Source organism: Streptomyces sp. NPDC048018 (assembly GCF_043202995.1).
Lineage (GTDB): Bacteria > Actinomycetota > Actinomycetes > Streptomycetales > Streptomycetaceae > Streptomyces.
Window position 1 is genome coordinate 180,393 of the sequence record NZ_JBIDBK010000004.1, and the last position, 26,068, is coordinate 206,460.

Here is a 26,068-nt window from a genome sequence, read left to right on the forward strand (position 1 = left end):
GCGGAAGGGCCGCTCCTCGGTACTACTTCGCCAGATGGTCCGGGCCGAAGGCCTGCGGCAGCATCTCGGCCAGGGTCAGCAGCCCGGCGGGCGTCTCCAGGACGAGCTCGGGTCCCCCGAACTCGTACAGCAGCTGCCGGCACCGGCCGCACGGCACCAGCGGGCCGCCGCTGCCGTCCACGCACACGAAGTGCGTCAGCCGGCCGCCGCCGGTCGCCTGGAGCTCCGAGACCAGGCCGCACTCGGCGCACAGCCCCAGTCCGAACGAGGCGTTCTCGACGTTGCAGCCGGAGACCACCCGCCCGTCGTCGACGAGGGCCGCCGCGCCGACCGGGTAGCCGGAGTACGGGGCGTACGCGTGGGACATCGCTTCGCGCGCCGTCCTCCGCAGCAGCTCCCAGTCCGGCTCGGCGGGCGCCGGGGTCACTTGCCCTCGCCCTTCCGGTACGGCAGACCGTCCGCCTTCGGCATCCGCAGCCGCTGCGCCGACAGGGCCAGCACGAGCAGCGTGGTGACGTACGGGGCGGCGTCGACGAACTGGCTCGGGACCTCGTCCGTGAGCACGTACCAGAAGAAGAAGCCGACGGCGAAGACGGCGCCGATCGCGGCGACCACCCACTTCTTCCGGTACATCTGCCACAGCGCGGCGATCACCAGCAGCAGCGCGACCAGCAGCAGCAGGGCGTGGACGTTCTCGGCGCCGCCGCGCAGCTTGAGGCTGTCGGTGAAGCCGAACAGTCCGGCGCCCATCGCCATGCCGCCCGGCATCCAGTTGCCGAAGATCATCGCGGCGAGACCGATGTAGCCGCGGCCGCCGGTCTGACCCTCCTGGTAGATGCCCGTGGAGACGATCGCCAGGAACGCGCCGCCGAGGCCCGCGAGGGCACCGGAGATCACGACGGCGATGTACTTGTACTTGTAGACGTTGACGCCGAGGGACTCGGCCGCCACCGGGTTCTCACCGCAGGAGCGCAGCCGCAGGCCGAAGGCCGTCCGCCACAGCACCCACCAGGTGAGCGGGATCAGCAGGATCGCGACGATGGTGAGCAGCGACAGGTTGGTCACCAGGCCGCCGAGGATGCCGGCCAGGTCGGAGATCAGGAACCAGTGCTTGCCCTGGAGGTCCGCCAGCCCGCTGGAGAGCCCTGGGACGGTGATGTCGGTGATCTGGTCGATGCGCGGCGACTGCTTGGAGGAGCCGCCCTCGGCCTCGGCGAACGTGAAGTTCGACAGGTACTGGGTGAAGCCGACCGCGAGGATGTTGATCGCCACACCGGAGACGATGTGGTTCACGTTGAACGTGACGGTGATGATCGCGTGGAGCAGGCCGCCCAGCGCGCCGCCGAGCATGCCGACGACGACACCGGTCCACGGGCCCCACTGGTAGCCGGCCCAGGCGCCGAACCAGGTGCCGAGGACCATCATGCCCTCGAGACCGATGTTGACGACGCCCGCGCGCTCGGACCACAGACCGCCGAGACCGGCGAGTCCGATCGGCACGGCGAGCTGGAGCGCGCCGGAGACCTGGCCGACCGAGGTGAGGTCGTTGGCCCCGGAGATGACCCGGACCAGCGAGAAGAGGACGAGACCGGCCGCGACGATCAGCAGGATCCAGGGCCAGGTCAGCTTGCGGCGGCCGCCCGCCTTCTTGGGCGCGGCGCTCGGCTTGGTGGCGGTGCCGGTGCTCATGCCGCAACCTCCTTGTCGGTCTTGAGGGCGCCGCCGGCGGCCAGCTGCTCGCCGACCTTCTGCTGCTGGCGGCGGAGGCCGTAACGGCGGACGAGTTCGTAGGAGACGACCACGGCGATCACGATGATGCCCTGCATGATCTGCGTGATCTCCTTCGGGTAGCCCGCGATGTCGAGCGACGACGAGGCCTTCTCCAGGAAGGCGAAGAGGAGAGCAGCGAAGAGGATGCCGACCGGGTTGTTGCGGCCGAGCAGGGCGACGGTGATGGCGGTGAAGCCGACCCCGACGGGGAAGTCGAGGCTGTACGTGTGCGTCTCGCCGAGCAGCGTCGGCATGCCGGACAGGCCGGCGAGGGCGCCGGAGAGCAGCATCGAGGTGAGGACCATCTTCTTGGCGTCGACACCGCTCGCCTGGGCGGCGGACTCGCTGGCGCCGGTGGCGCGCAGGTCGAAGCCGAACTTGGTGCGGTTGAGGACGAACCAGTAGACGACGCCGAGCGCGAGCGCGACGAAGGTGAAGCCGTAGATCTCGCCGTTGCCCTCGCCCATGTCGAGGCCGGGGAACCAGCCGGACTCGGCGATCTCACCGGTGGTCAGGTTGTTGGAGCCCTCGGGCTGGACGCCGAAGTTCTTCGGCAGGATCAGCCAGGCCACCAGCGAGGTGGCGATGGCGTTGAGCATGATCGTGGAGACGACCTCGGAGACACCGCGGGTGGTCTTCAGGATGCCGGCGATGCCGGCCCAGAAGGCGCCGGTGAGCATGGCGGCCAGCACGATCACGAGGATGTGCAGCGGGCCGGGCAGCTCGATCGAGGCACCGATCACCGCGGAGACCATCGCCGCGAGCCGGTACTGGCCGTCGACGCCGATGTTGAAGAGGTTCATCCGGAAGCCGATGGCGACGGCGAGCGCCGCCAGGTAGAGGATTCCGGTGTAGTTGACGATCAGGACCTGGATGTCCGAGTACCCGGCGTTCTCGATCATCAGCCGGATCGGCTCGATGGGGTCGAGGCCGGTCGCGAGCAGCACCAGCACGGTGAGCACGAACGAGGTGACCAGGGCCAGCACGGGGCCCGCGGCCCCGATGATCAGCTTGTCCTTGTCGATCTTCATCATCGGGCGTCACCGTCTTCGGACTGCTCTTCGGCGCCTTCGAGCTGGCCGGTGGCGGCGCCGGTCATGGCGGAGCCCAGCTGCTCGGGCGTGATGGTGGCGGGGTCGGCGTCCGCGACGAGCCTGCCGCGGTACATGACCTTGAGGGTGTCGGACAGGCCGATGAGCTCGTCGAGGTCGGCGGAGATCAGCAGCACGGCCAGGCCCTCGCGGCGGGCGTCGCGGATCGCGTCCCAGATCTGCGCCTGGGCGCCGACGTCCACACCGCGGGTGGGGTGGGCGGCGATCAGGAACTTCGGGCCGTGGCTCATCTCGCGGCCGACGATCAGCTTCTGCTGGTTGCCGCCGGACAGCGAGGCCGCGGTGACGTCGATGCCGGGGGTGCGCACGTCGTACTCGCGCACGATCCGCTCGGTGTCCTTGCGGGCGGCCTTCGGGTCGAGGATGCCGCGCCGGGAGTTGGGCGCCTCGGTCACGTGGCCGAGGATGCGGTTCTCCCAGAGCGGGGCTTCGAGGAGCAGGCCGTGGCGGTGGCGGTCCTCGGGGATGTAGCCGATGCCGCCCTCGCGGCGCTTGCGCACCGAGACCGCGGAGATGTCCTCGCCGTCGAGGGTGATGACGCCCGCGTCGGGGCTGTTCATGCCCATCAGGGCCTCGATGAGCTCGGTCTGGCCGTTGCCCTCGACGCCGGCGATGCCCAGGATCTCGCCCTTGTGGATGGTCAGGGAGATGTCGTCGAGGAGCTTGCGGCCCTCGCCGACCTCCTGGAGACCGACCGAACCGGACGGGTCCGGCGGGGCGGCGGTGGTGAGCGGGACGGCGGCCGCGGCGCCGGCCTCGGTGAGCGTCAGCCGCTCGACCTGGAGCATCGGCACGTCGGTGACGGTCGACTCGCGGGTCTCCGGCGACGGCAGCTCGGTGCCGACCATCAGCTCGGCGAGCTGCTTGGTGGTGGCGGTCTTCGGGTCGGCGGTGCCGACGGTGGTGCCGCGGCGGATGACGGTGATGTCGTCGGCGACCTTCAGGACCTCGCCCAGCTTGTGCGAGATGAAGATGACGGTCAGGCCCTCGGCCTTGAGCTCGCGCAGGTTGTCGAAGAGCGCGTCGACCTCCTGCGGCACGAGCACGGCGGTCGGCTCGTCGAGGATGAGGATCTTGGCACCGCGGTAGAGGACCTTGAGGATCTCCACGCGCTGCCGGTCGGCGACCCCGAGGTCCTCGACCAGCGCGTCGGGGCGGACCCCCAGGCCGTACGCCTCGGAGATCTCCTTGATCTTCCTGCGGGCCTTGGCCCCGATGCCGTGGAGCTTCTCGCCGCCGAGGACGACGTTCTCCAGGACGGTGAGGTTGTCGGCGAGCATGAAGTGCTGGTGCACCATGCCGATGCCGCGCGCGATGGCGTCGCCGGGGCTGGAGAAGGTGACCTGCTCCCCGTCGATGGCGATGGTGCCCTCGTCCGGCTTCTGCATGCCGTAGAGGATCTTCATCAGGGTCGACTTGCCGGCACCGTTCTCGCCGATGAGGGCATGCACGGTGCCCTTGCGGACGGTGATGGCGATGTCCTTGTTGGCGACGACGCCGGGGAATCGCTTGGTGATGCCGTGAAGTTCTACGGCAGGGGGGCTGGACGCGTTGATGGCGCACTCTCCTTGGCCGGAAGGAGCGGGAGCGGACGGGCAGGGCGGGGCGAAGTTATCGTGCCGCTGGGACATCTACACGCGTAGCACTGCCGAAAATTGAAAACCCGTACGGGAATGGAGCCGGGGCCCGGCGGCGGTGGGGGCTCCCACCGCCGCCGGGCCCTGGGCTCAGGTCAGGACCTGGGCGCCCTTACGGCGTGGTCTTGACGGTGATCTTGCCGTCGACGATGTTCTTCTTCGCGGCCTCGACCGCGGCGACCATGTCGGTCATGCTGGAGTACGCCGGGTTGGACGTGGCCAGGCCGACGCCGTCCGTGGCGAGGCCGTAGCGGATCTCACCGTTCTGCGGCTTGCCGTCCTTGACCGACTTGATCAGGTTGTAGACGGAGTCCGAGACGTCCTTGGTGACCGAGGTCAGGATGTGGTCCTTGTAGGCGGCCAGACCCTTCTGGTTGTACTGGTCCGAGTCCACACCGATGGCCCACTTGCCGGCCTTGGCGGTGGCCTCGATCGCGCCGGAGCCGGCGAGACCGGCGGCCGCGTAGATCACGTCGGCGCCCTGGTCGAGCTGGCCCTGCGCGGCGGCCTTGCCGAGGTCGGGCTTCGAGAAGCCGTCGAAGTTCGGCGGCTGGGTCAGGTACTGGGTGAGCACCTGGACCTTGGGGTTGGTGTCCTTGACGCCCTGGGTGAAGCCCGCCTCGAACTTCTTGATCAGCGGAACCTCGACACCGCCGATGAAGCCGACCTTGTTGCTCTTGGTCGCCTTGGCGGCGGCGACGCCGGCCAGGTAGGAGCCCTGCTCCTCGTTGAAGACCAGGTTGGCGATGTTCTTGCCGGTCTTCGACGTGTCGTCGATGAGGCCGAAGGTGGTCTTCGGGTAGGCCTTGGCGACCTTCTCGATGGCCGGGGCGTAGGCGAAGCCGACGCCGATGACCGGGTTGTTGCCGGCGCGGGCCAGCGCGGTGAGGCGCTGCACCTTGTCGGCGTCGCCCTCGCCCGCGGACGGCTCGGCCTCGGCACCCTTGACGTCGAGCTCGTCCTCGGCCTTCTTCAGGCCCTCGTAGGCGGCGTCGTTGAAGGACTGGTCGCCGCGGCCGCCGATGTCGTAGGCGATGGCGGCCTTGGTGGCGCCGGCGCTGGAGCTGCTGGAGCTCGAGCCGGCGTCCGACGACGACTTGCCACACGCGGTGGCGGACAGGGCGAGCGCCGCGGAGGCGATGCCCACGGTCGTGATCCTGGTGATCCGGCGCAAGAGGAGGGTCCCTTCAAGACTGACCGAAAGCGCCTCTTCCGGCGCTGGTTTCGCGGCGATCGTAACGCGCGTAGATGTCAGTTAAAGACCCGTTCATGAGTCGTTATCGGATCGACGCGAACCAGCCAGGGGACCACCCCCGGCGTCCGGCCCGATACGGCCCGTCATACACGCTGGTGCGGGCCCGCGGACCGGGCCCCGAATCGACACGCCGAGTGAGGGGCCGGACGGATGAACGCCGCCCGGCCACCTAAAAGTCGTACTTAAAGTCCGGATTTCGACGGTTGCTTCGACACGGGATCGGCGCGTCGGATCAGCGGCGCGTCGTCCGGATCAGCGCTTCGGCTCGGCGTCGATGAGCGCCGCGGCGGTGAAGAGCTCGACCGCGACCCCGATGGCCCGCTCGTCGACGTCGAAGTCGCCCGCGTGCAGGTCGCGGACCCGGGTGTCGCCCGGAGCGCGGACGCCGAGCCGGGCCATCGCGCCGGGGACGTGCTCCAGGTACCAGGAGAAGTCCTCGCCGCCGAGGGACTGCTCGGTGTCCTCGATCGCGTACGGCCCGCGCCGGGCGGTCATGGCGTCGCGGAGCAGCTCGACGATCACCGGGTCGTTGACGACCGGCGGCACGCCGCGGACGTACTCGACGGTCGACTTGGCCCGGTGGAGGGCGGCGACCTCGTCGATCGCCGCGTGCACCATGTCGGGGGCGTCGCGCCAGGACGGCAGGTCCAGGCAGCGGACGGTGCCGGACAGCTCGGCGTGCTGCGGGATGACGTTCGGCGCGTGACCGGCCTCGATGCGGCCCCAGGTGACCGAGAGGCCGGACCGGGCGTCCACCCGGCGGGCCAGCACCGCCGGGACGTCGACGGCGACCCGGGCGGCGGCCGTCACCAGGTCGGTGGTCAGGTGCGGGCGGGCGGTGTGGCCGCCGGGGCCGTCGAGCGTGATCTCCAGGCGGTCGCAGGCGGAGGTGATGGGCCCGACCCGCAGGCCGATCTTCCCGGCGTCGACCCTCGGGTCGCAGTGCACCGCGATGATGCGCCCGACGCCGTCCAGGACGCCCGCCGCGATGGCGTCGGCGGCGCCGCCCGGAAGGACCTCCTCCGCGGGCTGGAACACCAGTCGTACGGCCGCGGGCAGCCGGCCCTGGCGGTCGAGGTCGGCGAGCACCAGTCCGGCGCCCAGAACGGCCGTGGTGTGGACGTCGTGGCCGCAGGCGTGGGCGCGGTTCGGCTCGGTGGACCGGTACGAGACGGTCTTGACGTCCGGGATGGGCAGCGCGTCGAGGTCGGCGCGGATCGCCAGCACGGGCCGGACGCCGTCCCAGGTCCCGATGTCGCACATGAGCCCGGTGCCGCCCGGGAGCACCTTCGGGTGCAGCCCGGCCGCCTCCAGGCGGGCCTTGAGCGCGGCGGTGGTACGGAACTCCTGGTTGCCGAGCTCGGGATGCATGTGCAAGTCCCTGCGGAACGCGATCAGTTCGGCACGCAGGGGTTCGGACAGCGTTCCGGGCAGCGCTGCGGGCGCCGCCCCGGGGCCGGGCTCACGGGACTTCAACTGGTTCACCTTTTGAAGGGTAGGCCCCCAGGGAGATCAACTGCCCGTTGATCACGAAAAGTTCAGCCCGTTAGGGGAAAGAAATCTTGTTTCCCGGGCATGACCGTCACCCTCTGTGGGTATGGTTAGCCGAATTCGAGCCTTTCCGTGAGGGTCGCGGAGCCCGCGACGCCCGCCAGGAAGCCCTGCGCGCGGGGGGACGCGTTGTCGCGGAGCCATTCGGGGGCGATCTCGCAGACCGCGACCTTCACCCCCGTGCCGGCCAGGGCCAGCGGCAGGGTGTGCACGACGGTCGACGGGAAGCTGACGACCGTGCGTCCGATGGGGCCGCGGCGGGCGATCAGCTCCAGCGGCAGATCGGGACGGACCACCTCCAGGCCGGTCTCCACGGCGATGCGGTGCAGCTTCTCGGCGCTCTCGCGGCGGTGGGCGAAGTAACGGGTGGCGCCGTGGGTGCCGGCGAGGACGGCGACGGCCCGCAGGTACTCGTCGGGATCCACGACCCCGGTCTCCACGAGCGAGGTGCCGACCAGGTCGGCGCCGCGGGTGAGCCGGGGCGGGCCGAAGCGGGAGCGGGTCCAGGCGAAGTCGTTGGCCGTGACGGTGGTGCCAGGCGGCGGCTCGACCGGCAGCGAGGTGAAGATCTCCACGGTCCGGTGCCGGCCCGGCGCGAGCTTGCGGCGGGCGAGCGAGGTCACGGGGGCGAGGACCAGCTCACGCGGGCCCCCGCCGCCCCGCCGGTGCCAGCGCACCAGCCGCTCGCCGCGTGCGAGTTGGGCGGCGAACTCCATGGTGGCCGTGCCGTCGTCGACGACGGTGACCCGGCGGGGGCCGAAGAGGCTGAGCAGCAGCTGGACGTAGCGCGAGAAGGGGTCCCCGACGATCACGCGCTCGGCGGTCCGCAGGGGCCCCGAGAGCTCTCTGAGCGTCCTCGCCACGGCTCCCCTGCCCTGCCGCGCGTCCTGCCACCGCACCGTGACCCCCTCGTCCCTGGCCAGCTGCGCCATCCTGCGCAGCTGGCCACGGGACATGGGGTCGGTGGGCGAGAGGACGACCACGGTGAGGCCGGCGTGCGCGAGCGGGGGGACGGCCGGCGGGACCGGCGCGGCCGCGCCGTGGCGCCGGTCCGGCTGGGGCGGGACCGCGCCGAGGCGGGCCGGGGCGCCCCGGAGGGCCGCGGCGTGGGCCCACTCCAGGACGTTCAGGAGCTGGACCGGACTCTCGACGAACGCCAGCTGGCCGGTCATGCGGCGACGAGTCCCGGAACCCGGCGGAGCTTCTTCATCGGGCCGAGCTCCGACTCGTAGACCTTCTTGACGCCGTCGCCGAGCGCGGCCTCGATCGTGCGGATGTCGCGGACCAGGCGCTGCAGGCCCTGCGGCTCGACGGAGGCGGCCTGGTCGGAGCCCCACATGGCGCGGTCGAGGGTGATGTGGCGCTCGACGAAGGTCGCGCCGAGGGCGACGGCGGCGAGGGTGGTCTGCAGGCCCGTCTCGTGGCCGGAGTAGCCGATCGGGACGTTCGGGTACTCCTCCTGCAGCGTCTGGATCACGCGCAGGTTGAGCTCCTCGGCCTTCGCCGGGTAGGTGGAGGTGGCGTGGCAGAGCAGGATGTTGTCGCTGCCCAGGACCTCGACCGCGTGGCGGATCTGCTTCGGGGTGGACATGCCGGTGGAGAGGATCACCGTGCGGCCGGTCGCGCGCAGCTCGCGCAGCAGTTCGTCGTCGGTGAGGGAGGCGGAGGCCACCTTGTGGGCGGGGAGGTCGAACTTCTCCAGGAAGGAGACGGCCTCGGTGTCCCACGGGGAGGCGAACCAGTCGATGCCGCGCTTCCTGCAGTGCTCGTCGATGGCGCGGTACTCGTCCTCGCCGAACTCGACGCGGTGGCGGTAGTCGATGTACGTCATCCGCCCCCAGGGGGTGTCGCGCTCGATGTCCCACTGGTCGCGCGGGGTGCAGATCTCGGGGGTGCGCTTCTGGAACTTGACGGCGTCACAGCCCGCCTCGGCGGCCACGTCGATGAGCGCGAAGGCGTTGTCCAGGTCGCCGTTGTGGTTGATGCCGATCTCACCCGTGATGTAGACGGGCCGGCCCGGGCCGGCGGTCTTGCTGCCGAGGGTGCGGAGGCGGTTGCTCATGATGGTGGTTCCTTATGCGTCGGGGGTGTGGGGCTCGGGGATGCGGAGCTCGGGTCCGAGGAGCCAGGCGGCGATCTCGCGGATCGCTCCGGAGCCGCCGGGGGTGTCGGTGACCGCGCGGGCGGCGGCCCGTACGGAGTCGTGGGCGCTGCCCACCGCGACGGGCCAGCCGACGAGGTGGAAGCAGGGCAGGTCGTTGACGTCGTTGCCGGCGTAGAGCACCCGCTGCGGGTCGATGCCCTGCTCGTCGCACCACTGCTTGAGGGCGAGGTCCTTGCGGTCCACGCCGTGCAGCACCGGGATCCGGAGCTTGCGGGCGCGGGCGGCGACGACGGGGTTCTGCTCGGTGGAGAGGATCAGCAGCGGGACGCCGGCCCTGCGCAGGGCCGCGATGCCGAGGCCGTCGCCGCGGTGCACGGAGACGAACTCGCGTCCGTCGGCGTCGATGTGGACGCGGTCGTCGGTCTGGGTCCCGTCGAAGTCGAGGACCACGGCGTCGACATCGGCGAGCGCCGGCGTGGCCGGGGCGTCGAGCAGCGGTGCCAGGGCGCGGGCCCGGGCGAGGTCGTGCGGGTCGTCGATCTCCAGGACGCGGGCCGGGTCGGTGACGACGAGCGCGGTGCGGCCGAAGAAGCGGTGCCGGGCGGTGCGGAAGCCTTCGGCGGCCATCCCGTACACGGCGCCCGTCTCCAGGTACTCGGCCTCGCGGTCCTGGCGGCGCGGCCGGTGGGCCTCGTCGTGGTTGACCCCGACGGCGCCCTGCGCCGTGTCCTTCCACAGGAAGCCGTGGCTGGGCGCGGCGGTGAAGGCCGTGTCGGCCTCGCCCGAGACGACCTTCGCGGCGGTCTCCCCGACCTCGCCGGGCGTCAGGAAGGGGCTGGTGCACTGGACGAGGAGGACCACGTCGGCGGCGCGGCCGTGGGTGGCCTCGAAGGCGTCCATCGCGTGCAGGACGGCCGACTCGCTGGTGGCGGTGTCGCCGGAGAGCTCGGCGGGACGCCGGACCGCCTCCGCGCCGAAGGCGCGGGCGGCCGCCGCGATGCCCGGGTCGTCCGTGGAGACGACGACGTCGGTGACGTGCGGGGCGGCGAGGCAGGCGCGCACCGCGCGGCCCACCAGCGGGATGCCGGCCACGGAAGCGGTGTTCTTGGCGGGGACGCCCTTGGATCCGCCCCGGGCGGGGATCACGGCGAGCACGGTCGGGGTGGGCATCACAGTTCTCCCAGGCGGCGGATGACGGGGGCGACGCGCTGCACGCCGTGGCGGTAGGCGCCGCGCGCGGCCTCGCGGACGACCCGGCGCGCCCGGCTCTCGCGGGGCTCGGGCGCGGTGACGTCGAGGCGGTGGCGGGCGAGGATGCCGGGCAGGTAGCCCCCGGCGGTCCCGGCCGTGTAGTAGGGGGCGATCGGCGGCAGCGCGGGGCCGGCAAGGAGGGCGGCGACGCGCTCGGCGGCGGCGTCGAAGGCCTTCTCGTAGCCGCCGTCGGCGCCGACGCCCTGCCGGGCCAGCCACTCCTCGTCGGGCACCGGTGCGCCGCCCCGGTCGAGCCGGTCGAAGGAGGTGAGGAGGCCGGAGCCGAGGAAGTGGTGGTTGCCGAGCGCCTCGCGGATCCCGAGGTCGGTGAGGATCGCGGTGGGGATCCGCCGGTGCAGGGCTTCGAGGGCGGCGGTGGAGGAGACGGTGACCAGCAGGTCGGTGCGGTCCAGGACCTCGCCCATGTGCCCGTACACCAGACGGAAGTTGGGCGGCACGGACAGGTCGCGCACCAGCTTCTGGTACGGGAACTCCTCCAGGTGCGTGGTGTGTTCGCCGGGCCGGGAGCGCAGCTTGAGCAGCACCTCGCGGTCCGGGTTGGCCCGGGCGTGCTCGACCAGCCGGCGCAGCACGTAGACGCGCTCGGCCCTGGTGACGGGCACGGAGGGCTGGGCGGCGAAGACGAGGGTGTCGCGACCGGGCTCGGGGGCGTACGGGGCGCCGCCCAGGAAGGGCAGCGCGGCCTCGACGACGGCGTCCGGGTCGGCGCCGACGCCCTCGTACACGGCACGGAAGCGCTCGGCGTCGTGGCGGGAGTTGGCGAGCACGACGTCGGCGCCGTGGCGCAGCAGGAGTCCGTCGGCGAGCTTCTCGTAGACGACGCCGACGTAGCCGGTGACGAGCACCGGGCGGCGGTCGAGGGAGAGTTCGGCGAGTCCGTGGAGCATGGCGCGGACGGTGCCGCCGACCAGGGCGAGGACGACGACGTCGTATCCCTCGCCGCGCGCCGCGGCGTCCCGGACCTCGCGCAGGAACTCCGCGCCCGTCACCTCGCGCGGGGCGGTGTCGGACACCGCGGTCTCGGCGAGCTGGCGGGCGGTGGGGGTGGCGCGGCCGCGCAGCACGAATCCGCGGGGAGCGTCTTTCGCGGCGGATTCCGCGGTGATTCTGCGTGCGGTGAGCACGCCCCATTTCCACCGGGTGTCGGAGTCGGCGAGTACGGCGACCCGCGCCGCTCGTTCGGTACGTGATGGCACGTCGAGGACGCTAGGAGGGCCGGGGGATTCGCGGCCCAACTGGGCCACAACAAATGGTTAACAGCACCATGACGCATTGCGGGAAACGGACAGAAAGGGGAAGGGGTCCGGGGTGGTTAAGGGGCCCGCCGCTTCGTGTTCACCGCGCATCCCCTTGTCGGTCAGGACGAATGCCGGGGCGGCGCCTAGCGTCGGTCGCGTGGTCAAGCTCTCCGTCGTCGTGCCGTTCTACAACGTGCAGACATACGCCCCCGACGCCCTCAGAAGCCTGCGCGCGAACGCCCGCGAGGACTTCGAGTTCCTGCTGGTCGACGACTGTTCGACGGACGGGACCCCGGAGCTCCTGGCGCGCGCGGAGCGCGAGATCCCGGGAGCGAGGCTGATCCGGCACCCGCGCAACGAGGGCCTCGCCACCGCCCGCAACACCGGCCTGGACGCGGCCCGCGGCACCTACCTGGCCTTTCTCGACGGGGACGACTGGCTCTCCCCCGGCTTCTACGCGGGCCTGGTCGCCACCATGGAGGAGCTCGACTGCGACTTCCTGCGCACCGACCACGTCCGGGTGACCGGCCGGAACAGGTCGGTGCGGCGGGCGCCGGTCGGACGCCGGAACGAGCTGCTGCGGCCGCGGGACGCGATCCTGCCGGCCGACCGGACCACCTCCGTGGACTATCCGTACGCCTGGGCCGGGATGTACCACCGGCGGCTGCTCGACCGGGGCCTGCTGCACTTCCCGCACGGGCTGCGGACGGCCGAGGACCGGCCGTGGATCTGGCGGCTGCACCGCGAGGCGGAATCCTTCGCGGTCACCGGTGATCTCGGAATCTTCTACCGGCGCGGGATCGCCACCTCACTGACCCAGATCGGGGACGTGCGGCAACTCGATTTCATTCGGGCATTCGACCAGGTGATCGAGGAGACGAAGAGAGATCCGGATGCGGACCGATTGCTGCCGAAGGCCGTGCGGACCTATTGCGCCGTGATTTCTCACCACATCGGGAACATGACGAAATTCGAACCGGAAGTGGGCCGGACATTGCGGGCGATGAGCGCGGGGGCGTTGCGGCGGATGCCGCAGGACGTGCTCGCCGAGGCGCTGACGGCGATGGGCCAGGACCGCGCCGCCCCGCTGCGCCGGCTGAAGCGCCGCCGCCCGGCCCCGGCCCCGACCGCCCCGGAGGCGCACCCGCTCGCGGGCGCGGCCGCGGCTTCCGTCCCGGCTCCGGGCTCGGCCACCGGCCCGGCTCCGGGTACGGCTTCCGGCTCGGCCCCGGGTGCGGCTTCGAACTCCTCCGAGGTGAGCGCGGCATGAACGGCGGCACCACGCAGCTCTTCTACGCCTCCACCCTCTACGGGGCGGCCACCCTGGCCGCCGCGATCGACAGCGGCTGCTTCCGCCCGGCGGAACGGCGCGTCCTGCTCGTCTCCACCAACGCGGCCGTGCCCGAGACGACCACGCCGCTCCACCGGATGCCCGGCTTCGAGCGGCTGCGCGGCCGCTTCGACGAGGTGCTGGACTGGAACGAGACGATCGAGCCGCTCCACCCGGGCGGCTGGACGCCCCGCCCGGACGACCTGCCGCTGCTCCAGCGGCACCTGCGGCGGCTCTGGGCCCTCGGCACCGACCGGGTCGAACTCGTCGTGGAGTCGCTCCAGGTGGCGCCCGCCCTCACGATCGCCCGGCTCTTCCCGGACGCACCGATCGACGTGTACGCGGACGGGCTGATGAGCTACGGCCCCACCCGCAACAAGATCGACCCGCTGGTGGGCGAGCGGGTGCGCCGGCTGCTCCACCTGGACCTGGTGCCGGGGCTCGCGCCGCTGCTGCTGGCCGAGTTCGGGGCGGTCGCCGAGACCGTGCCGACGGAGGCCTTCACCAAGGTGGTCGAGGAGCTGTCGGGGCCGGCCCCCGCAGAGCCCGCTCCGGAGCCCGGCCCCGCCCTGCTGCTCGGCCAGTACCTGGCGGCGCTCTCCCTCCTCACCCCCGAGGAGGAGGGAGAACTGCATCTGCGCATGGTCCGCGGCGCGGTCGCCCGCGGCCACCGCCGGCTCGTCTTCAAGCCGCATCCGACCGCCCCCGACGCCTGGTCGACGGCGCTGGCACGGGAGGCCGAGGCGCTCGGCGCCGAACTGACGGTGCTGGACCGGCCGGTGCTCGCCGAGGTGCTCTACCGGGAGGTGCGGCCCGCGCTCGTGGTGGGCTGCTTCTCCACCGCCCTGTTCACCGCGAGCGCCTTCTACGGGATCGAGGCCGCCCGGGTCGGCACCCGGCCCCTGCTCGCCCGGCTCTCGCCGTACCAGAACAGCAACCGGGTGCCGCTGGTCCTCGTGGACGCGCTGATCCCCGGCCTGGAGGAGCCCGGCCGGGGACCGATGGAGCTGCCCCACCTGGAGAGCCTGGTCACCGCGGTCGGCTTCGCGATGCAGCCGAGGATCCGGCCCGACCTGCGGGACGCGGCCGTACGGCATCTGTCCGGCCCGCTCGCCGCGCCCACCCGGCACCACTTCACGCGCCGTCGGCTCACCTCGCTCGGCCTGCCGGGCGGCCTGCCGGTCCCCCGGCACCCGGGTCTGCGCCGCCTGGCCCGCCGTGCGCTGAAACTGAAGCGGCGCGCCCTGGGCGGCCGGTGACGGCGGGGACGGCGCCGGTCAGGCGCGGATGACCGGCTCCTGGAGCTCGGTCACCCAGCCGGCCGGGTCGTCCGGCGCCTCCAGGTACAGCTCGCGGGCGTACCCGGCGGAGGTGTAGCCGTTGGTGTCGATCCAGCTCGCCAGGGTCTGGGCGGTCGGCAGGATCTCGTCCATCGAGCCGCGGTGCACGACCGTGGCCGCCTCCTCGATGCCGGGCAGCACGAGGACGTCGACGCCGTCGACCCGCGTTCCCTCGGGAACGGTCATGCCGGCGTGCACGACGACCGAGCCGTCACCGCGGCCGGCGTCCTCGTAGTGGGCGATGCCGGGCCCGAACTGCTTCAGCCCGGCGCCCTCAAGCCGGGCGCACAGCTCGTCGTACAGCGGGCCGATGACGGGAGTGATGTCGGCCGGTCCGAAACTCGCGGCGATGCCGCTCAGCTCGGCGAGCCGGACGGCGGGGATCTCCTTGACGACGACGTCCTGCGCGGACATGCGTCCCTCGCTCTCGATGGCTCGGAGCCGCGCACCGACCCGGGCGAGCCGGGCCGCCGCCTCCGCGGCGGCCGTCTCCAGCTCGGCCTGCCGCAGCCGCAGCATCCCGCGCAGCTGCTCCGGGCCCACCTGCTCGTCGAGGATCGCCCCCACCTGTTCGAGGGTGAAGCCGAGGTCCTTGAGCGCGATGACACGGTTGAGCCGGGCGAGCTGGTCCGCGGAGTAGAAGCGGTAGCCGTTGTGCGGGTCGACGTGGGCCGGGCGCAGCAGTCCCATGGCGTCGTAATGACGCAGCATGCGGACCGACACCCGCCCGTGCCGGGCGAAGTCTCCGATGGTGAACATGACGCCTCCTACCCAACGGCCTCACACGGTGGGAGGGTCAACGGTCAGGCGGCGCTGCTGAGCGAGAGCTTCACCGCGAAGCCGAGGAAGAGCGCGCCGGCGGCCGAGGTCGCGCCCGCCGAGAGGCGCTTGCGGCGGCGGAAGGCGGCGGCCAGGCGGGTGCCGCCGAATATGAGGGTCGTCAGGTAGAGGAAGCTGCCGAGCTGCAGCAGGGTGCCGAGGACCAGGAAGGACAGCGCCGGGTAGGCGTAGGACGGGTCCACGAACTGCACGAAGAAGGAGATCAGGAAGAGGATCGCCTTGGGGTTGAAGAGGCTGATGACCAGCGCCCGGCGGTACGGACGCTCCACCGGCCCGGTCTCCCCGGCGGCCGCCGGCTCGTCGGCCACGGCCTGCCCGCGCGAGCGCCACATGCGGTGGGCGGAGCGCAGCATCCCGTAGGCCATCCAGGCCAGATAGCCCGCGCCCGCGTACTTCACGATCATGAAGAGCAGCGGGGTGGTCTGCAGCAGCGAGGCCGCGCCGAGCGCGGCGAGGGTCATCAGGACCGTGTCGCCGGTGAACACCCCGGCCGCGGCCTTGTATCCCGTGCGCGTGCCCTTGCGGGCGGCGACGGACAGCACGTACAGCGAGTTCGGCCCCGGCAGCAGAATGATGAGGACGAGGCCCGCGAGATAGGTCGGCAGATCGATGACACCCAGCATGGAGCGGAGTGTCGCACGGGGGTACGACACTCCGCTCGGGTGTTTCGCATCGCGGAAGATCCGCCGCGCGGACCGGGCACCGGAACGCGCCCGCGCGGCGCCGGAACGCGTCGGGCGTCAGAACGCGTCGGTGGGGACGTACGTGCCCCAGACCTCGCGCAGCGCGTTGCAGACCTCGCCGACCGTGGCCCGCGCCTTCAGCGCGGCCTTCATCGGGTAGAGCACGTTGTCGGTGCCCTCGGCGGCCTTCTTCAGCTCGGCGAGCGCCGCCTCCACGGCCGCCCCGTCGCGCTCGGCGCGCAGCCTGGCGAGACGCTCGGCCTGCTGGGCCTCGATGGCCGGGTCGACGCGCAGCGGCTCGTAGGGCTCCTCCACGTCGACCGTGTAGCGGTTGACGCCGACGACGACCCGCTCGCCGGAGTCGGTCTCCTGCGCGATCCGGTAGGCCGAGCGCTCGATCTCGTTCTTCTGGAAGCCCCGTTCGATCGCGTGGACCGCGCCGCCCAGGTCCTCGACCTTCGCCATCAGCTCCAGGGCGGCGGCCTCGACGTCGTCGGTCATCTTCTCGACGACGTAGGAGCCCGCGAAGGGGTCGACGGTGGCGGTGACGTCGGTCTCGTAGGCGAGGACCTGCTGGGTCCGCAGGGCCAGCCGGGCGGACTTGTCCGTCGGCAGGGCGATGGCCTCGTCGAAGGAGTTGGTGTGCAGCGACTGCGTGCCGCCGAGGACGGCGGCGAGCCCCTGGACGGCGACGCGGACCAGGTTGACCTCGGGCTGCTGCGCGGTGAGCTGCACGCCGGCGGTCTGGGTGTGGAAGCGGAGCATCAGCGACTTCGGGTTCCTGGCGCCGAACTCCTCCTTCATCACCCGCGCCCAGATCCGGCGCGCGGCACGGAACTTGGCGACCTCCTCCAGGATGGTCGTCCGGGCCACGAAGAAGAAGGACAGGCGCGGAGCGAAGTCGTCCACGTCCATGCCCGCGGCGACGGCGGTGCGGACGTACTCGATGCCGTCGGCCAGGGTGAACGCGATCTCCTGAGCGGGAGAGGCGCCCGCCTCGGCCATGTGGTAACCGGAGATCGAGATCGTGTTCCACTTCGGGATCTCGGCCCTGCAGTACTTGAAGATGTCGGCGATCAGCCGCAGGGAGGGCTGGGGCGGGAAGATGTACGTGCCGCGGGCGATGTACTCCTTCAGCACGTCGTTCTGGATCGTGCCGGTCAGCTGGTCCGCCGGGACGCCCTGCTCCTCGCCGACGAGCTGGTAGAGCACCAGCAGCAGCGCGGCGGGGGCGTTGATCGTCATCGACGTGGAGACCTTGTCCAGCGGGATGCCGTCGAAGAGGACCCGCATGTCGTCGAGGGAGTCGATGGCGACACCGACCTTGCCGACCTCGCCGTGCGCGATCGGCGCGTCGGAGTCGTGGCCCATCTGGGTCGGCAGGTCGAAGGCGACCGAGAGGCCCATGGTGCCGTTGTCGATCAGCTGCTTGTAGCGGGCGTTGGACTCCACGGCGGTGCCGAAACCGGCGTACTGACGCATGGTCCACGGGCGTCCGGTGTACATCGACGGGTACACGCCGCGCGTGAAGGGGTAGGCGCCCGGCTCGCCCAGCTTCTCCGCCGGATCCCAGCCCTCCAGGGCCGCCGGCCCGTAGACGGGCTCGATGGGCAGTCCGGACTCCGACTCGCGCGCCATGGTGTGCCTCCCGTGAAGACCTGCTCTGAGCGGTACCGACCCTCGCGACGGACTGTAGTGGCGCCCGTACGGCGCGGAGGAGTGCAGTCCGCTGGGACCTTCCTCACAGGATGCACGTCTCTTTTCGGTCACGTGCGCAACCACCCGGGCACGGGCAGACATCCCCTGGGTACACACGTCGTTCCCGGGGGGCACCGATGAAGAGTTCGTCCGTCATACGCAGAGCCGTTCTGGTGGCCACGGCCGTGGTCCTGGCCGCGGGCTGTACGGCCCGGGCCGGAGACACCGGGAAGGGCACGGTCAGCCCCGCGCCCACCAGCGCCGCGCCGGCGCCCACGGAGAGCGCGACGGGCGACGACAAGCCGTCCTCGTCCGCCACGCCGTCCACCGGCACGCCCTCGGCCTCGGACCCGGCCACCGGCGAGCCGCCCGGGGCCAAGGTGCTGATGGACGACGGCGACGAGAACACGCAGGTGCGCGAGCTCCAGGCGCGGCTGCGCCAGGTCGGCTACTTCGACCGGGCGCCCACCGGCTTCTACGGGACGATGACCGCGGGCGCGGTGAAGGGCTTCCAGAAGAAGCGCGGCCTGCCGCAGACCGGCACGGTCGACGAGACCACCTGGCGGAAGCTCGTCGCCCTGACGCACGAGCCGACCGCCGACGAACTGCGTCCGGCCACCACCAACAAGCTGGACGCGCCCGACCCGCGCTGCCTGACGGGGCGGGTCCTGTGCATCAGCAAGGAGAGCCGGACGCTGGCCTGGATGATCGACGGCAAGGTCGTGTCCTCGCTCGACGTGCGCTTCGGCTCGGAGAACACGCCGACCCGCGAGGGCGAGTTCAAGGTCGAGTGGAAGGCCCGCGAGTGGACGTCGACGATCTACCACACGCCGATGCCGTACGCGATGTTCTTCGGCCGCGGCCAGGCCGTGCACTACTCGGCGGACTTCGCGGCCCGCGGCTACGCGGGGGCCTCGCACGGCTGCGTCAACGTCCGTGACAAGGGGAAGCTCGCGGTGCTCTTCGACGCGGTGAAGGTGGGCGACAAGGTCGTCGTGCACTGGTAGGCGCCGCACGCGGAGGAGAGCGGAGAGGGCGCGGGTGGGACCGGGGGAACGTGTCCCACCCGCGCCGGTGCGCCGAGCCGAAGGTACGGGGGGAACCCCGGCTCTGTGCGCTCGCCGATGACCAGTCGGCTCACTCAGTACAGCGTCGGCGGGTCGAAAAGTGTCACACCCGCCTTTCGGCGCTATGAACGGGAGCGGTCGGTGCCGTGCTTCCCGGGTGCCTGGGAGCCCTGCCCCCGGTCCCGGTCCGCGTGTCCGCGGCCCTTGTCGCGGTCGTGGTCCTTGCCGCCTCGATCGCTCTTGTCGTCGCCGTCGGAGCTGCCCGAGTCGGCGCCTCCGCCGGACCCGCCGCTTCCGGACCCGCCGCCCGAGGGCGTGCGGCCGGAGGTGGGCCGGGTGGTGGCGGTGGCCGGGACGCCGGAGAGGATCCGGTCGCAGTAGCGCTTCACGGTCTCGCCGTTGCGGAGCGCGTTCACGAGTCGGTCCCGGCCGCTGCCGGAGAGCTTGCCCGACCGGAAGTCCTGGCAGGCCTTGACCACCTTGAGGCGCTCCTCGTCCCTGGTCCTGGGCGACTCGCTCGGGGTCCCGCCGGGGGTGGCGGTCGCGCCGTCCTTCCCGCCCGGCCCCGCGGTGGCGGTGGTGGGCCCGCCGGTGGCGCCGGGGGTGGTGGTGCGGACCCCGGGGCCGGTGGGCACGGCGGGCACCCCGGTGCCGGCGGTCGGCGAGCCGGACGCGGCGGGCGTGCCGGTGTCGACGGTCGTGACCGAGCCTCCGGGTGCCGGTTCCGCGGTCAGCGGCAGCACGCCCGTACCCGCGGCGACGGCGACTCCCCCGACCGTGACGGCGGCGAACGCGGCGGCGAGGCCGTACCGCAGGGAGCGGCCCCAACGGCGGCCGCCGTGGACGGGGACGAGACGGACGGCGCCGAGGTCGGTCGGGGCGCGGCCCGCCGGTCCGGGCAGGACGGCGTCCGCCGCGCGCTCGGCGACGGCCTTGCGGAAGGCGGCGAGGGCGGCGGCCTCTCCGGGGAGTTCGCCGTCGGAGGCGGCGGCCATCGGCGTCCGGGCCGCGGCGAGGGCCCGCGCCAGGATCTCGGCCTGCGCGCGGGACGCGTCGTCGACGGGGTCGACCGGTTCTCCGCGCAGCAGCCGCTCCGCGGCCTCCTGGTCGAGCCACTGGTACCGCTCGTCGGCCATCACATGTCCTTCTGCGTCCACGCGCGCGATTGCGTCACACTGCCGGGAGCCGTGACCCCCGGGCGTCGGCCGCGCTGCGGAGGGACACCGTCCAGGGGAGAGGCGTCCTCGTCGGGACCCGGCACGCCGAGGAGTTCGGCCAGCTTCTTGAGGCCGCGGTGGGCGGCGGTGCGGACGGCGCCGGGGCGCTTGCCGAGCGTGTCGGCCGCGGTCTTGGCGTCCAGTCCGACGACGACCCGCAGGACGACGGCTTCGGCCTGGTCCTGCGGAAGCTGTGCGATGAGGTGCATGGTGCGGCCGGTGGCCAGGGCTTCCAGCGCCTCGTCCGCGGTGTCGGAGTCGGCGGGCTTGTCGGTGAGTTCGGTCTCGTCGCCGCCGACGGCGGGACGCCGGCCGCGCATCCGGAGGTGGTCGAGGGCGCGGTTGCGGGCGATCCGGGCCGCCCAGCCGCGGAAGCGGTCGGCGTCGCCGGCGAAGCGGTCGAGGTCGCGGGCGATCTGCAGCCAGCTCTCGGAGGCGACGTCCTCGGCGTCGGACTCGCCGACGAGGGTGCGCAGATAGCCGAGGAGCCGGGGATGCACCGCCCGGTACACGGCGCGGAAGGCGTCCTCGTCACCGTCCTGCGCGGCGAGCACTGCGGCCGTCAGCTCCGCCTCGTCCCCCAGCACTCCCCACACCTGTTCGTCGTCACGCTCATCGCGGCTGGTCGCCACCGCCACGCCGCCTGGGCGCAGCAGAACGCTACGTCCTTTTCGGGCGCCGCGTCCACGCGGGTCCGGTTCTTTGTACAACTCGCAACTTCGTACCCCTCACCGGGGCCCACGGTGGTGTGACAGAAAACGCATGCGCGGCGCTGTTAGGAATACGGGGCCGTGCTGCGGCTCCGCGGACGACGACCGGGGCCTCTCCTGTGGGGGGTGGCGGCCCCGGTCGTCTTCCTTTTCGGGCGCCCTGAGGGGCGCCCTTTTTCCGTCTGCCCCCGTTGGCCCGCCGATCACCCCCGTTTTCCCTCCCGCACCCTCCGGCGCGTACGACGTCGAGTGTCAACCACGGGTTGACACCCTCGGGGTGTCAACCTAGGGTTGCCTCATGACGAATCCTCTCGGCATGACCCACCCGGTGCGCCTCGACGACCTGATCGACGCAATCAAGAAGTCCCACCCGAACGCCCTCGACCAGCTCTCCGGCGCGGTCATCGCGGCGGACCACCTCGGCGAGGTCGCCGACCACCTCATCGGCCACTTCGTGGACCAGGCCCGCCGGGCCGGCGCCTCCTGGACCGAGATCGGCGCGAGCATGGGCGTCACCCGGCAGGCCGCCCAGAAGCGCTTCGTCCCCAAGGACGACAAGGAGGCGGACGCGGCCAGGATGGACCCGAACGCCGGCTTCAGCCGCTTCACCCCGCGGGCCCGGAACGTCGTGATGGCCGCGCAGAACGAGGCCTCCGCGGCCCGCAACGACAAGACGGTCCCGGCCCACCTGGCCCTCGGCCTGCTCGCCGAGCCCGACGGGCTGGCCGGCCGCTGGATCGCCGGTCAGGGCGTCGCCCCGGAGCGGCTCCGCGAGGCGGTCACCCCGACCCTGCCGCCGGCCGCCGACGAGGTGCCCGCGCTCGTCCCGTACGACGCGGACGCCAAGAAGGTCCTGGAACTCACCTTCCGCGAGGCCCTGCGCCTCGGGCACAACTTCGTGGGCACCGAGCACATCCTGCTCGCCCTGCTCGAGTTCGAGCACGGCGAGGGCCCGCTCACGGGCCTCGGTCTCGACAAGGCCAGGGCCGAGCGGGAGATCGCCGAGGCGATCGCCTCGCTGCACCTCCGGGAGCCGGAGCCGGAGGCCTGACACCCGGATTGCGGCCGGGGAAAGAAGCGACCGGGGCCGACCGCTTCTTCGTGCGAGGACCGGCACGGCCCGGACGGGCCGTGCCGCCGCACGGCTCAGGCGGTCCGGGCCCGGCGCGAGACGACCGCGCGCAGCACCCGCCCGCCCTCGATGGACAGCTCGCGGGCCCGGCGCAGACCGGTCGGCCCGTGAGCGGCCGCTTCGAGGACCGCCTGCTGCCGGCGGAGTTCGCCGGCGTGCAGCGGGCCGGCCTCGGTCGCGTCGTAGCGCGCGTGCGCCGCGAGGGCCGCCGCGGCGCACTGCCCGGCCCAGACCCGCAGCGGGCCCTCGGCCCACTCGCCGGGCACGCCGTCCAGCATCCCGCGCACCAGCACGGCGGCCTCGTCCGACGCGTCGCCCGCGCCGTCCAGCTCGACCCGCGCCTTGCCGACCGCCTCGGTCCAGGCCCCGCCGTCCCCGCGCGCCACCGCGGCCCACACCGGCCGAAGCGCCTCGGAGCGCTCGGGCGCGAGCAGCGGCAGGCAGCGGTCCAGGCACGCGAGCCCGGCGGCCGCGAGACCCCGCGCATCGGCGCGGTCGATCAGTTCCTGCAGGGTCGTGCTCGTCACGGACGTCATGGACGCCTCCTCGCCAACGCTGCGGACGCCGTACTTCCCCTACTGCGCCGCCCGACGCTTTTTCGTCACTGCGCGGCCGGAATCATGCCAGTGCCGCTCCGGCCCTGCATAGGGGTCAGGCGGCGCACGTAGAGGATCCCGAAGAGGGCGACGGCGGCGTTCAGGGCGTCGGCGACGCCCAGCCAGGTCGAGCCCGTCACGAAGCCGGGCACCGTCGTGGCGGAGGCGTAGCGCCAGGTCCCGGCGGCCAGCACGAGTGCGGCGAGGGCGAGGGACGCCCACCACACGCGCCCGGTCCAGCCCGCCCGCGCGCTGCGGTCCCGGCCGCGGAACCAGAGCGCGAAGAGCACGGCGGTCGCCGGCAGCACCACGCACTGGGCGGTCCCGGCCATCGCCAGGTCCAGGTCGCCGAAGCCCGCCGGGTCGGAGTGGTCCGCGAGCGGGCCGAGGAACAGGGCGCGGACGTCGAAGGCCGCCCACGCGGCCAGGACGTCGGCGGCCGCGACGGCGAGGAGCAGGGGGGCGACGGCGTACACCCGGCCGCCCGCGTTCGTTCGGTGCATGGCCGGAACGTACGGGCCGCCGGGAACCCGCCACCACGGCGAAAACACCCAGGCGGGCCTGAGTACCCCTGGGTACGTCAGCGCACCTGCCCCGCCAGGTCCCGGAAGGCCGTCCAGGTCAGCGCCGGCTTCCGCGCGTCCCACAGCTTCTGGGCCGTCGCCGTCAGGGGCATGCGGATGCCGTCCGCCACCTGGCTCTGGGTCTGCGCGCCGGGGAAGTCGCACCAGACCGCGAAGCTCCCGCCGAGGATCTGGGAGTCGTAGCGCGCGGGGACGGGGGTGCTGCCGCGCACCACGAGCGGGGTCCACTGCTCGTAGATGCGGCGGCCGGTCGGGTAGGTGAAGCCGTTCGGCTGCCCGAGGACGTAGTAGAGGTACTCGTCGTTGTAGTTGAGCAGCTTCCGCCCCGCGCTCAGGTACGAGTCGGGCCGGCGGGCGCCGATCTCCCTGCCGGTCCAGTAGGCGACCTGGAGGTCCCCGGCCGCGTTCACCACGCCGCCGGTGAAGAAGCCGTCGTTCCAGGCGCGCAGCGCCCTGCCGCTCGGGCGGACGACCGCGGCGCGGTCGTTCAGCCACCCGGTCGCGAGGTCCTGGACGCGGCCGGAGGCGCCGTACTTCGCGGTCGCGGCGCGGGCCAGCTGCGGATAGGTCGCCTCGGGGTTCTTCGACATCAGGGCCACGTACTCGTCGCCGCCCAGGTGCCAGAAGGCGCCGGGGAAGAGGCCCTGGTACTCGCGGAGCAGATCGTCGACGATCTTCGCCGAGGCGGGCTTGGAGATGTCGACCGCGCCGCGCGGGGTGCGCCCGCTCGCGCTGACCAGCTGCAGCTCGGGATGGGCGTCGATGACCGCGCCCAGGTGTCCCGGCGAGTCGATCTCGGGCACCACCGTGATGTGCAGGCTCGCGGCGAGATCCACGATCCGCCGCACCTCGGCCTTGCTGAGGTGCTTCGCGGAGACCACCTCGGGGTGGCTGTCCGAGGCGATGCGGAAGCCCTGGTCGTCCGAGAAGTGCAGCTGGAGCTCGTTGAGCTTGAGGTCGGCCATCTCGCGCACCCGGGCCTCGATCCACCCGGCGGTGAAGTACTTGCGGGCGATGTCGACGAACAGTCCGCGCTCGGGCTTCGCCGGGGCGTCGGTGACCACGCCCTCGGGCATCGCGCCGGTGGACCTGACGGACTGCTTGAGCGTGCGGGTGCCGTAGAAGACGCCGGCCTGGTCCGGGCCGGTGATCCGGACGCCGCCGTCGCGGACGGTCAGGGTGTACGACTCGCGGGCGCCCGGTCCGCCGAGGGCCAGGGCGACGTCGCCGGGGCGGGCCGCGGCGGTGCCGCGGTACGGGACGCGCAGCTCGCCCGCGATCAGCCGCGCCTCGTCGGCGAGGGCGGCCTCGTCCTTCGCCGCCACGACGACGCCGGCGTCCGGGCCGGGCTTCCAGCCGGGGCCGCGGGCCGCCTCGTGGGCGCGCACGGCCGGGATCACCCGGGGCGCGGTGGAGAGGGGGTAGGTCCTCGTGGGCGTCGGGCTCGGCGGCGGCGCGGCCTGGGTGGGCGCGGCCGTCGAGGCGGTGGAGCCCGTGCCGGAAGCGGCGGGCGTCGCCGGGGAGGAACCGTCGGAACAGGCCGCCACGGTGACCAGTGCCAACGCTGCCGCCATCAGTGCAGGGCCCCTGAGGGGCCCTCGTATGGAGTACCGCATCACTCGGAAATCCTCCCTCACCGCGCGAATCACGGCATCCCGGGTTTTTCCGGCTCTTCCGTCCACCCCGTGGACGAAACCCACTCGTCCAGGTGAAATTCGCGCATCCGTCGGACGCTTCCCCCTTCCCGCCGATAGCGTGGCGTCACATCCACCCCATCGGTTTCCCTCCTCGCCAGCGCTCCGGAGTCCCCGCTGACCAGCGACATCCACGCCGCCCCCTGTCAGACCCCGGCCTCCCCCGCCTTACCTGCCCAGCAGGGCACCGTACGGCACCTCACCGGCCTCGTGCGTTTCAACGCGGCCGCCCCCGAGCTCGCCGAGGGCCTGCTGCTCGACTGCTGCGGCAGCCGCCGCTGGGCCGAGCGCGTGGCGGCCCACCGGCCCTATCCGACCCTCGACGCCCTGCTCGCCGCGGCCGACGAGGCGGGGTACGACCTGTCCGGGCCCGATCTCGACGAGGCGCTCGCGCACGAGACCTCGGACCTGCCGCACCCGGACGCGCCGCCGGCCGCCCGGACCGCGCTGCGCGCCGCCCTCGCCGCGTACGAGAGCAGCTTCGGGCACGCCTTCGTGATCAGCCTGGACGGCGTGCCGGCCGGCGAGCGGCTCGACCGGGTCCTCGCGGGCATCCGGTCACGTCTCGGCAACGAAAGGGAGGAGGAAAGGGTCGTCGCCGCCGACGAACTCCGCCGACTCGCCCGTACGAGGCTCACCCGTTCGATCGCCGGACGGTGAGTTCGTCCTTAATGCGGCGATTCGGGTTCGAACGCTAGCCCGTCCGTGCCTGTTTGATCACACCGATGGACCCCGCGCGAGCGAACCGGCGAGTCGTCGCTACGATGACCGGGGCCGGTGGACCGTACCCGGCCGGGTCTGACCGACAGAGAAGCCGGCCGGCCCTGATCCCCGCTCCCGGAGGGTTTTTCCGTGCCGGCTGGAACGCTGTACCGCGGCCGGGAAGGAATGTGGTCCTGGGTGGCTCACCGAGTCACCGGCGTCCTCATCTTCTTCTTCCTGTTCGTACACGTGCTGGACACCGCTCTCGTCCGCGTCTCCCCCGAGGCGTACGACGATGTCGTGGCGACGTACAAGACGCCGATCGTCGCACTCCTCGAGTACGGCCTCGTCGCCGCCATCCTCTTCCACGCGCTGAACGGTCTCCGTGTCATCGCCGTGGACTTCTGGTCCAAGGGCCCGCGCTACCAGAAGCAGATGCTCTGGACCGTCGTGGGCATCTGGGTCGTGCTGATGGCGGGCTCGCTGTACCCCGTCCTCGGCCACGCCGCACGTGAACTGTTCGGGAGCTGACGCCA

At 72.3% G+C, this 26,068-nt stretch carries 24 protein-coding genes; 6 read left to right on the forward strand and 18 right to left on the reverse strand.

Annotated elements, in window-relative coordinates; genetic code table 11:
* Nucleotides 1-22 precede the first annotated feature (22 nt).
* From ACGF1Z_RS16700 to ACGF1Z_RS16745, 10 genes are all read right to left on the reverse strand, one after another.
* The gene (locus ACGF1Z_RS16700; protein WP_393004527.1) at nucleotides 23-427 is read right to left on the reverse strand and encodes a cytidine deaminase; all 405 of its coding nucleotides are present in this window, start codon (nucleotides 425-427) and stop codon (nucleotides 23-25) included.
* The gene (locus ACGF1Z_RS16705) at nucleotides 424-1,689 is read right to left on the reverse strand and encodes an ABC transporter permease (protein ID WP_393004529.1); all 1,266 of its coding nucleotides are present in this window, start codon (nucleotides 1,687-1,689) and stop codon (nucleotides 424-426) included. The genes ACGF1Z_RS16700 and ACGF1Z_RS16705 overlap by 4 nt, the downstream gene beginning before the upstream one ends.
* Nucleotides 1,686-2,804: an ABC transporter permease gene (locus ACGF1Z_RS16710; RefSeq protein ID WP_393004531.1), complete on the reverse strand. Its 1,119-nt coding sequence runs from the start codon at nucleotides 2,802-2,804 to the stop codon at nucleotides 1,686-1,688. The genes ACGF1Z_RS16705 and ACGF1Z_RS16710 overlap by 4 nt, the downstream gene beginning before the upstream one ends.
* Nucleotides 2,801-4,513, reverse strand: a complete 1,713-nt coding sequence (locus ACGF1Z_RS16715; protein ID WP_393004533.1) for an ABC transporter ATP-binding protein — start codon at nucleotides 4,511-4,513, stop codon at nucleotides 2,801-2,803. Before ACGF1Z_RS16715 ends, ACGF1Z_RS16710 begins: the two co-directional genes overlap by 4 nt.
* Nucleotides 4,514-4,631: 118 nt before the next feature.
* Nucleotides 4,632-5,693, reverse strand: a complete 1,062-nt coding sequence (locus tag ACGF1Z_RS16720) for a BMP family protein (protein ID WP_393004535.1) — start codon at nucleotides 5,691-5,693, stop codon at nucleotides 4,632-4,634.
* Nucleotides 5,694-6,026: 333 nt separating this feature from the next.
* Nucleotides 6,027-7,259, reverse strand: a complete 1,233-nt coding sequence (locus ACGF1Z_RS16725) for an amidohydrolase (RefSeq protein ID WP_393004537.1) — start codon at nucleotides 7,257-7,259, stop codon at nucleotides 6,027-6,029.
* A gap of 116 nt (nucleotides 7,260-7,375) precedes the next feature.
* The gene (locus ACGF1Z_RS16730) at nucleotides 7,376-8,497 is read right to left on the reverse strand and encodes a hypothetical protein (RefSeq protein ID WP_393004539.1); all 1,122 of its coding nucleotides are present in this window, start codon (nucleotides 8,495-8,497) and stop codon (nucleotides 7,376-7,378) included.
* A complete protein-coding gene (locus tag ACGF1Z_RS16735) occupies nucleotides 8,494-9,387 on the reverse strand; it encodes an N-acetylneuraminate synthase family protein (protein WP_393004541.1) in 894 nt (297 codons plus the stop codon). The genes ACGF1Z_RS16730 and ACGF1Z_RS16735 overlap by 4 nt, the downstream gene beginning before the upstream one ends.
* 12 nt (nucleotides 9,388-9,399) lie before the next feature.
* Nucleotides 9,400-10,599, reverse strand: coding sequence for a cytidylyltransferase domain-containing protein (locus ACGF1Z_RS16740; RefSeq protein ID WP_393004543.1), 1,200 nt, complete (start codon nucleotides 10,597-10,599; stop codon nucleotides 9,400-9,402).
* On the reverse strand, nucleotides 10,599-11,897 hold the full coding sequence (locus tag ACGF1Z_RS16745; RefSeq protein ID WP_393004544.1) for a DUF6716 putative glycosyltransferase: 1,299 nt from the start codon (nucleotides 11,895-11,897) through the stop codon (nucleotides 10,599-10,601). The genes ACGF1Z_RS16740 and ACGF1Z_RS16745 overlap by 1 nt, the downstream gene beginning before the upstream one ends.
* Before the next feature lie 199 nt (nucleotides 11,898-12,096).
* Here ACGF1Z_RS16745 and ACGF1Z_RS16750 point away from each other — a divergent pair, with 199 nt between their 5' ends.
* Together ACGF1Z_RS16750 and ACGF1Z_RS16755 are read left to right on the forward strand one after the other, a co-directional pair.
* Entirely contained in the window at nucleotides 12,097-13,209 is a 1,113-nt protein-coding gene (locus ACGF1Z_RS16750; RefSeq protein WP_393004545.1) for a glycosyltransferase family 2 protein, read from the forward strand.
* Complete coding sequence (locus tag ACGF1Z_RS16755) at nucleotides 13,206-14,528, forward strand: alpha-2,8-polysialyltransferase family protein (protein ID WP_393004546.1); 1,323 nt, start codon at nucleotides 13,206-13,208, stop codon at nucleotides 14,526-14,528. Before ACGF1Z_RS16750 ends, ACGF1Z_RS16755 begins: the two co-directional genes overlap by 4 nt.
* An 18-nt stretch (nucleotides 14,529-14,546) precedes the next feature.
* Here the strand turns inward: ACGF1Z_RS16755 and ACGF1Z_RS16760 are convergent, their stop codons facing one another.
* From ACGF1Z_RS16760 to ACGF1Z_RS16770, 3 genes are all read right to left on the reverse strand, one after another.
* Nucleotides 14,547-15,368: a MerR family transcriptional regulator gene (locus ACGF1Z_RS16760; RefSeq protein ID WP_393004548.1), complete on the reverse strand. Its 822-nt coding sequence runs from the start codon at nucleotides 15,366-15,368 to the stop codon at nucleotides 14,547-14,549.
* Between the two features lie 44 nt (nucleotides 15,369-15,412).
* Nucleotides 15,413-16,072 (reverse strand): leucine efflux protein LeuE, encoded by a 660-nt coding sequence (gene leuE, locus ACGF1Z_RS16765; protein WP_393004550.1) that lies wholly within the window; start codon nucleotides 16,070-16,072, stop codon nucleotides 15,413-15,415.
* Between the two features lie 117 nt (nucleotides 16,073-16,189).
* Entirely contained in the window at nucleotides 16,190-17,770 is a 1,581-nt protein-coding gene (locus ACGF1Z_RS16770) for a methylmalonyl-CoA mutase (protein ID WP_393004552.1), read from the reverse strand.
* Nucleotides 17,771-17,967: 197 nt separating this feature from the next.
* Between ACGF1Z_RS16770 and ACGF1Z_RS16775 the strand changes: the two genes are divergently transcribed.
* Nucleotides 17,968-18,837: a peptidoglycan-binding protein gene (locus tag ACGF1Z_RS16775; protein ID WP_393004554.1), complete on the forward strand. Its 870-nt coding sequence runs from the start codon at nucleotides 17,968-17,970 to the stop codon at nucleotides 18,835-18,837.
* A 182-nt stretch (nucleotides 18,838-19,019) separates the two neighbouring features.
* Here ACGF1Z_RS16775 and ACGF1Z_RS16780 read toward each other — a convergent pair whose 3' ends face one another.
* Both ACGF1Z_RS16780 and ACGF1Z_RS16785 read right to left on the reverse strand, forming a co-directional pair.
* Entirely contained in the window at nucleotides 19,020-20,054 is a 1,035-nt protein-coding gene (locus ACGF1Z_RS16780) for a hypothetical protein (RefSeq protein WP_393004556.1), read from the reverse strand.
* Complete coding sequence (locus ACGF1Z_RS16785) at nucleotides 20,033-20,701, reverse strand: RNA polymerase sigma factor (RefSeq protein WP_393005624.1); 669 nt, start codon at nucleotides 20,699-20,701, stop codon at nucleotides 20,033-20,035. The genes ACGF1Z_RS16780 and ACGF1Z_RS16785 overlap by 22 nt, the downstream gene beginning before the upstream one ends.
* 421 nt (nucleotides 20,702-21,122) lie before the next feature.
* Between ACGF1Z_RS16785 and ACGF1Z_RS16790 the strand changes: the two genes are divergently transcribed.
* Complete coding sequence (locus tag ACGF1Z_RS16790) at nucleotides 21,123-21,875, forward strand: Clp protease N-terminal domain-containing protein (protein ID WP_393004558.1); 753 nt, start codon at nucleotides 21,123-21,125, stop codon at nucleotides 21,873-21,875.
* Nucleotides 21,876-21,970: 95 nt separating this feature from the next.
* On the opposite strand, the gene ACGF1Z_RS16795 is transcribed toward ACGF1Z_RS16790, so the two are convergent.
* The 3 genes from ACGF1Z_RS16795 to ACGF1Z_RS16805 form a co-directional block, all read right to left on the reverse strand.
* Nucleotides 21,971-22,492 (reverse strand): hypothetical protein, encoded by a 522-nt coding sequence (locus ACGF1Z_RS16795; RefSeq protein ID WP_393004560.1) that lies wholly within the window; start codon nucleotides 22,490-22,492, stop codon nucleotides 21,971-21,973.
* 65 nt (nucleotides 22,493-22,557) lie between these two features.
* Nucleotides 22,558-23,055 (reverse strand): hypothetical protein, encoded by a 498-nt coding sequence (locus ACGF1Z_RS16800; protein ID WP_393004562.1) that lies wholly within the window; start codon nucleotides 23,053-23,055, stop codon nucleotides 22,558-22,560.
* A gap of 77 nt (nucleotides 23,056-23,132) precedes the next feature.
* Nucleotides 23,133-24,710 (reverse strand): glycoside hydrolase family 20 protein, encoded by a 1,578-nt coding sequence (locus ACGF1Z_RS16805; RefSeq protein WP_393004564.1) that lies wholly within the window; start codon nucleotides 24,708-24,710, stop codon nucleotides 23,133-23,135.
* Between the two features lie 330 nt (nucleotides 24,711-25,040).
* Here ACGF1Z_RS16805 and ACGF1Z_RS16810 point away from each other — a divergent pair, with 330 nt between their 5' ends.
* On the forward strand, nucleotides 25,041-25,490 hold the full coding sequence (locus tag ACGF1Z_RS16810; protein ID WP_393004566.1) for a 2-oxo-4-hydroxy-4-carboxy-5-ureidoimidazoline decarboxylase: 450 nt from the start codon (nucleotides 25,041-25,043) through the stop codon (nucleotides 25,488-25,490).
* A 192-nt stretch (nucleotides 25,491-25,682) separates the two neighbouring features.
* The gene (sdhC, locus tag ACGF1Z_RS16815; protein ID WP_123954581.1) at nucleotides 25,683-26,063 is read left to right on the forward strand and encodes a succinate dehydrogenase, cytochrome b556 subunit; all 381 of its coding nucleotides are present in this window, start codon (nucleotides 25,683-25,685) and stop codon (nucleotides 26,061-26,063) included.
* Nucleotides 26,064-26,068 lie beyond the last annotated feature (5 nt).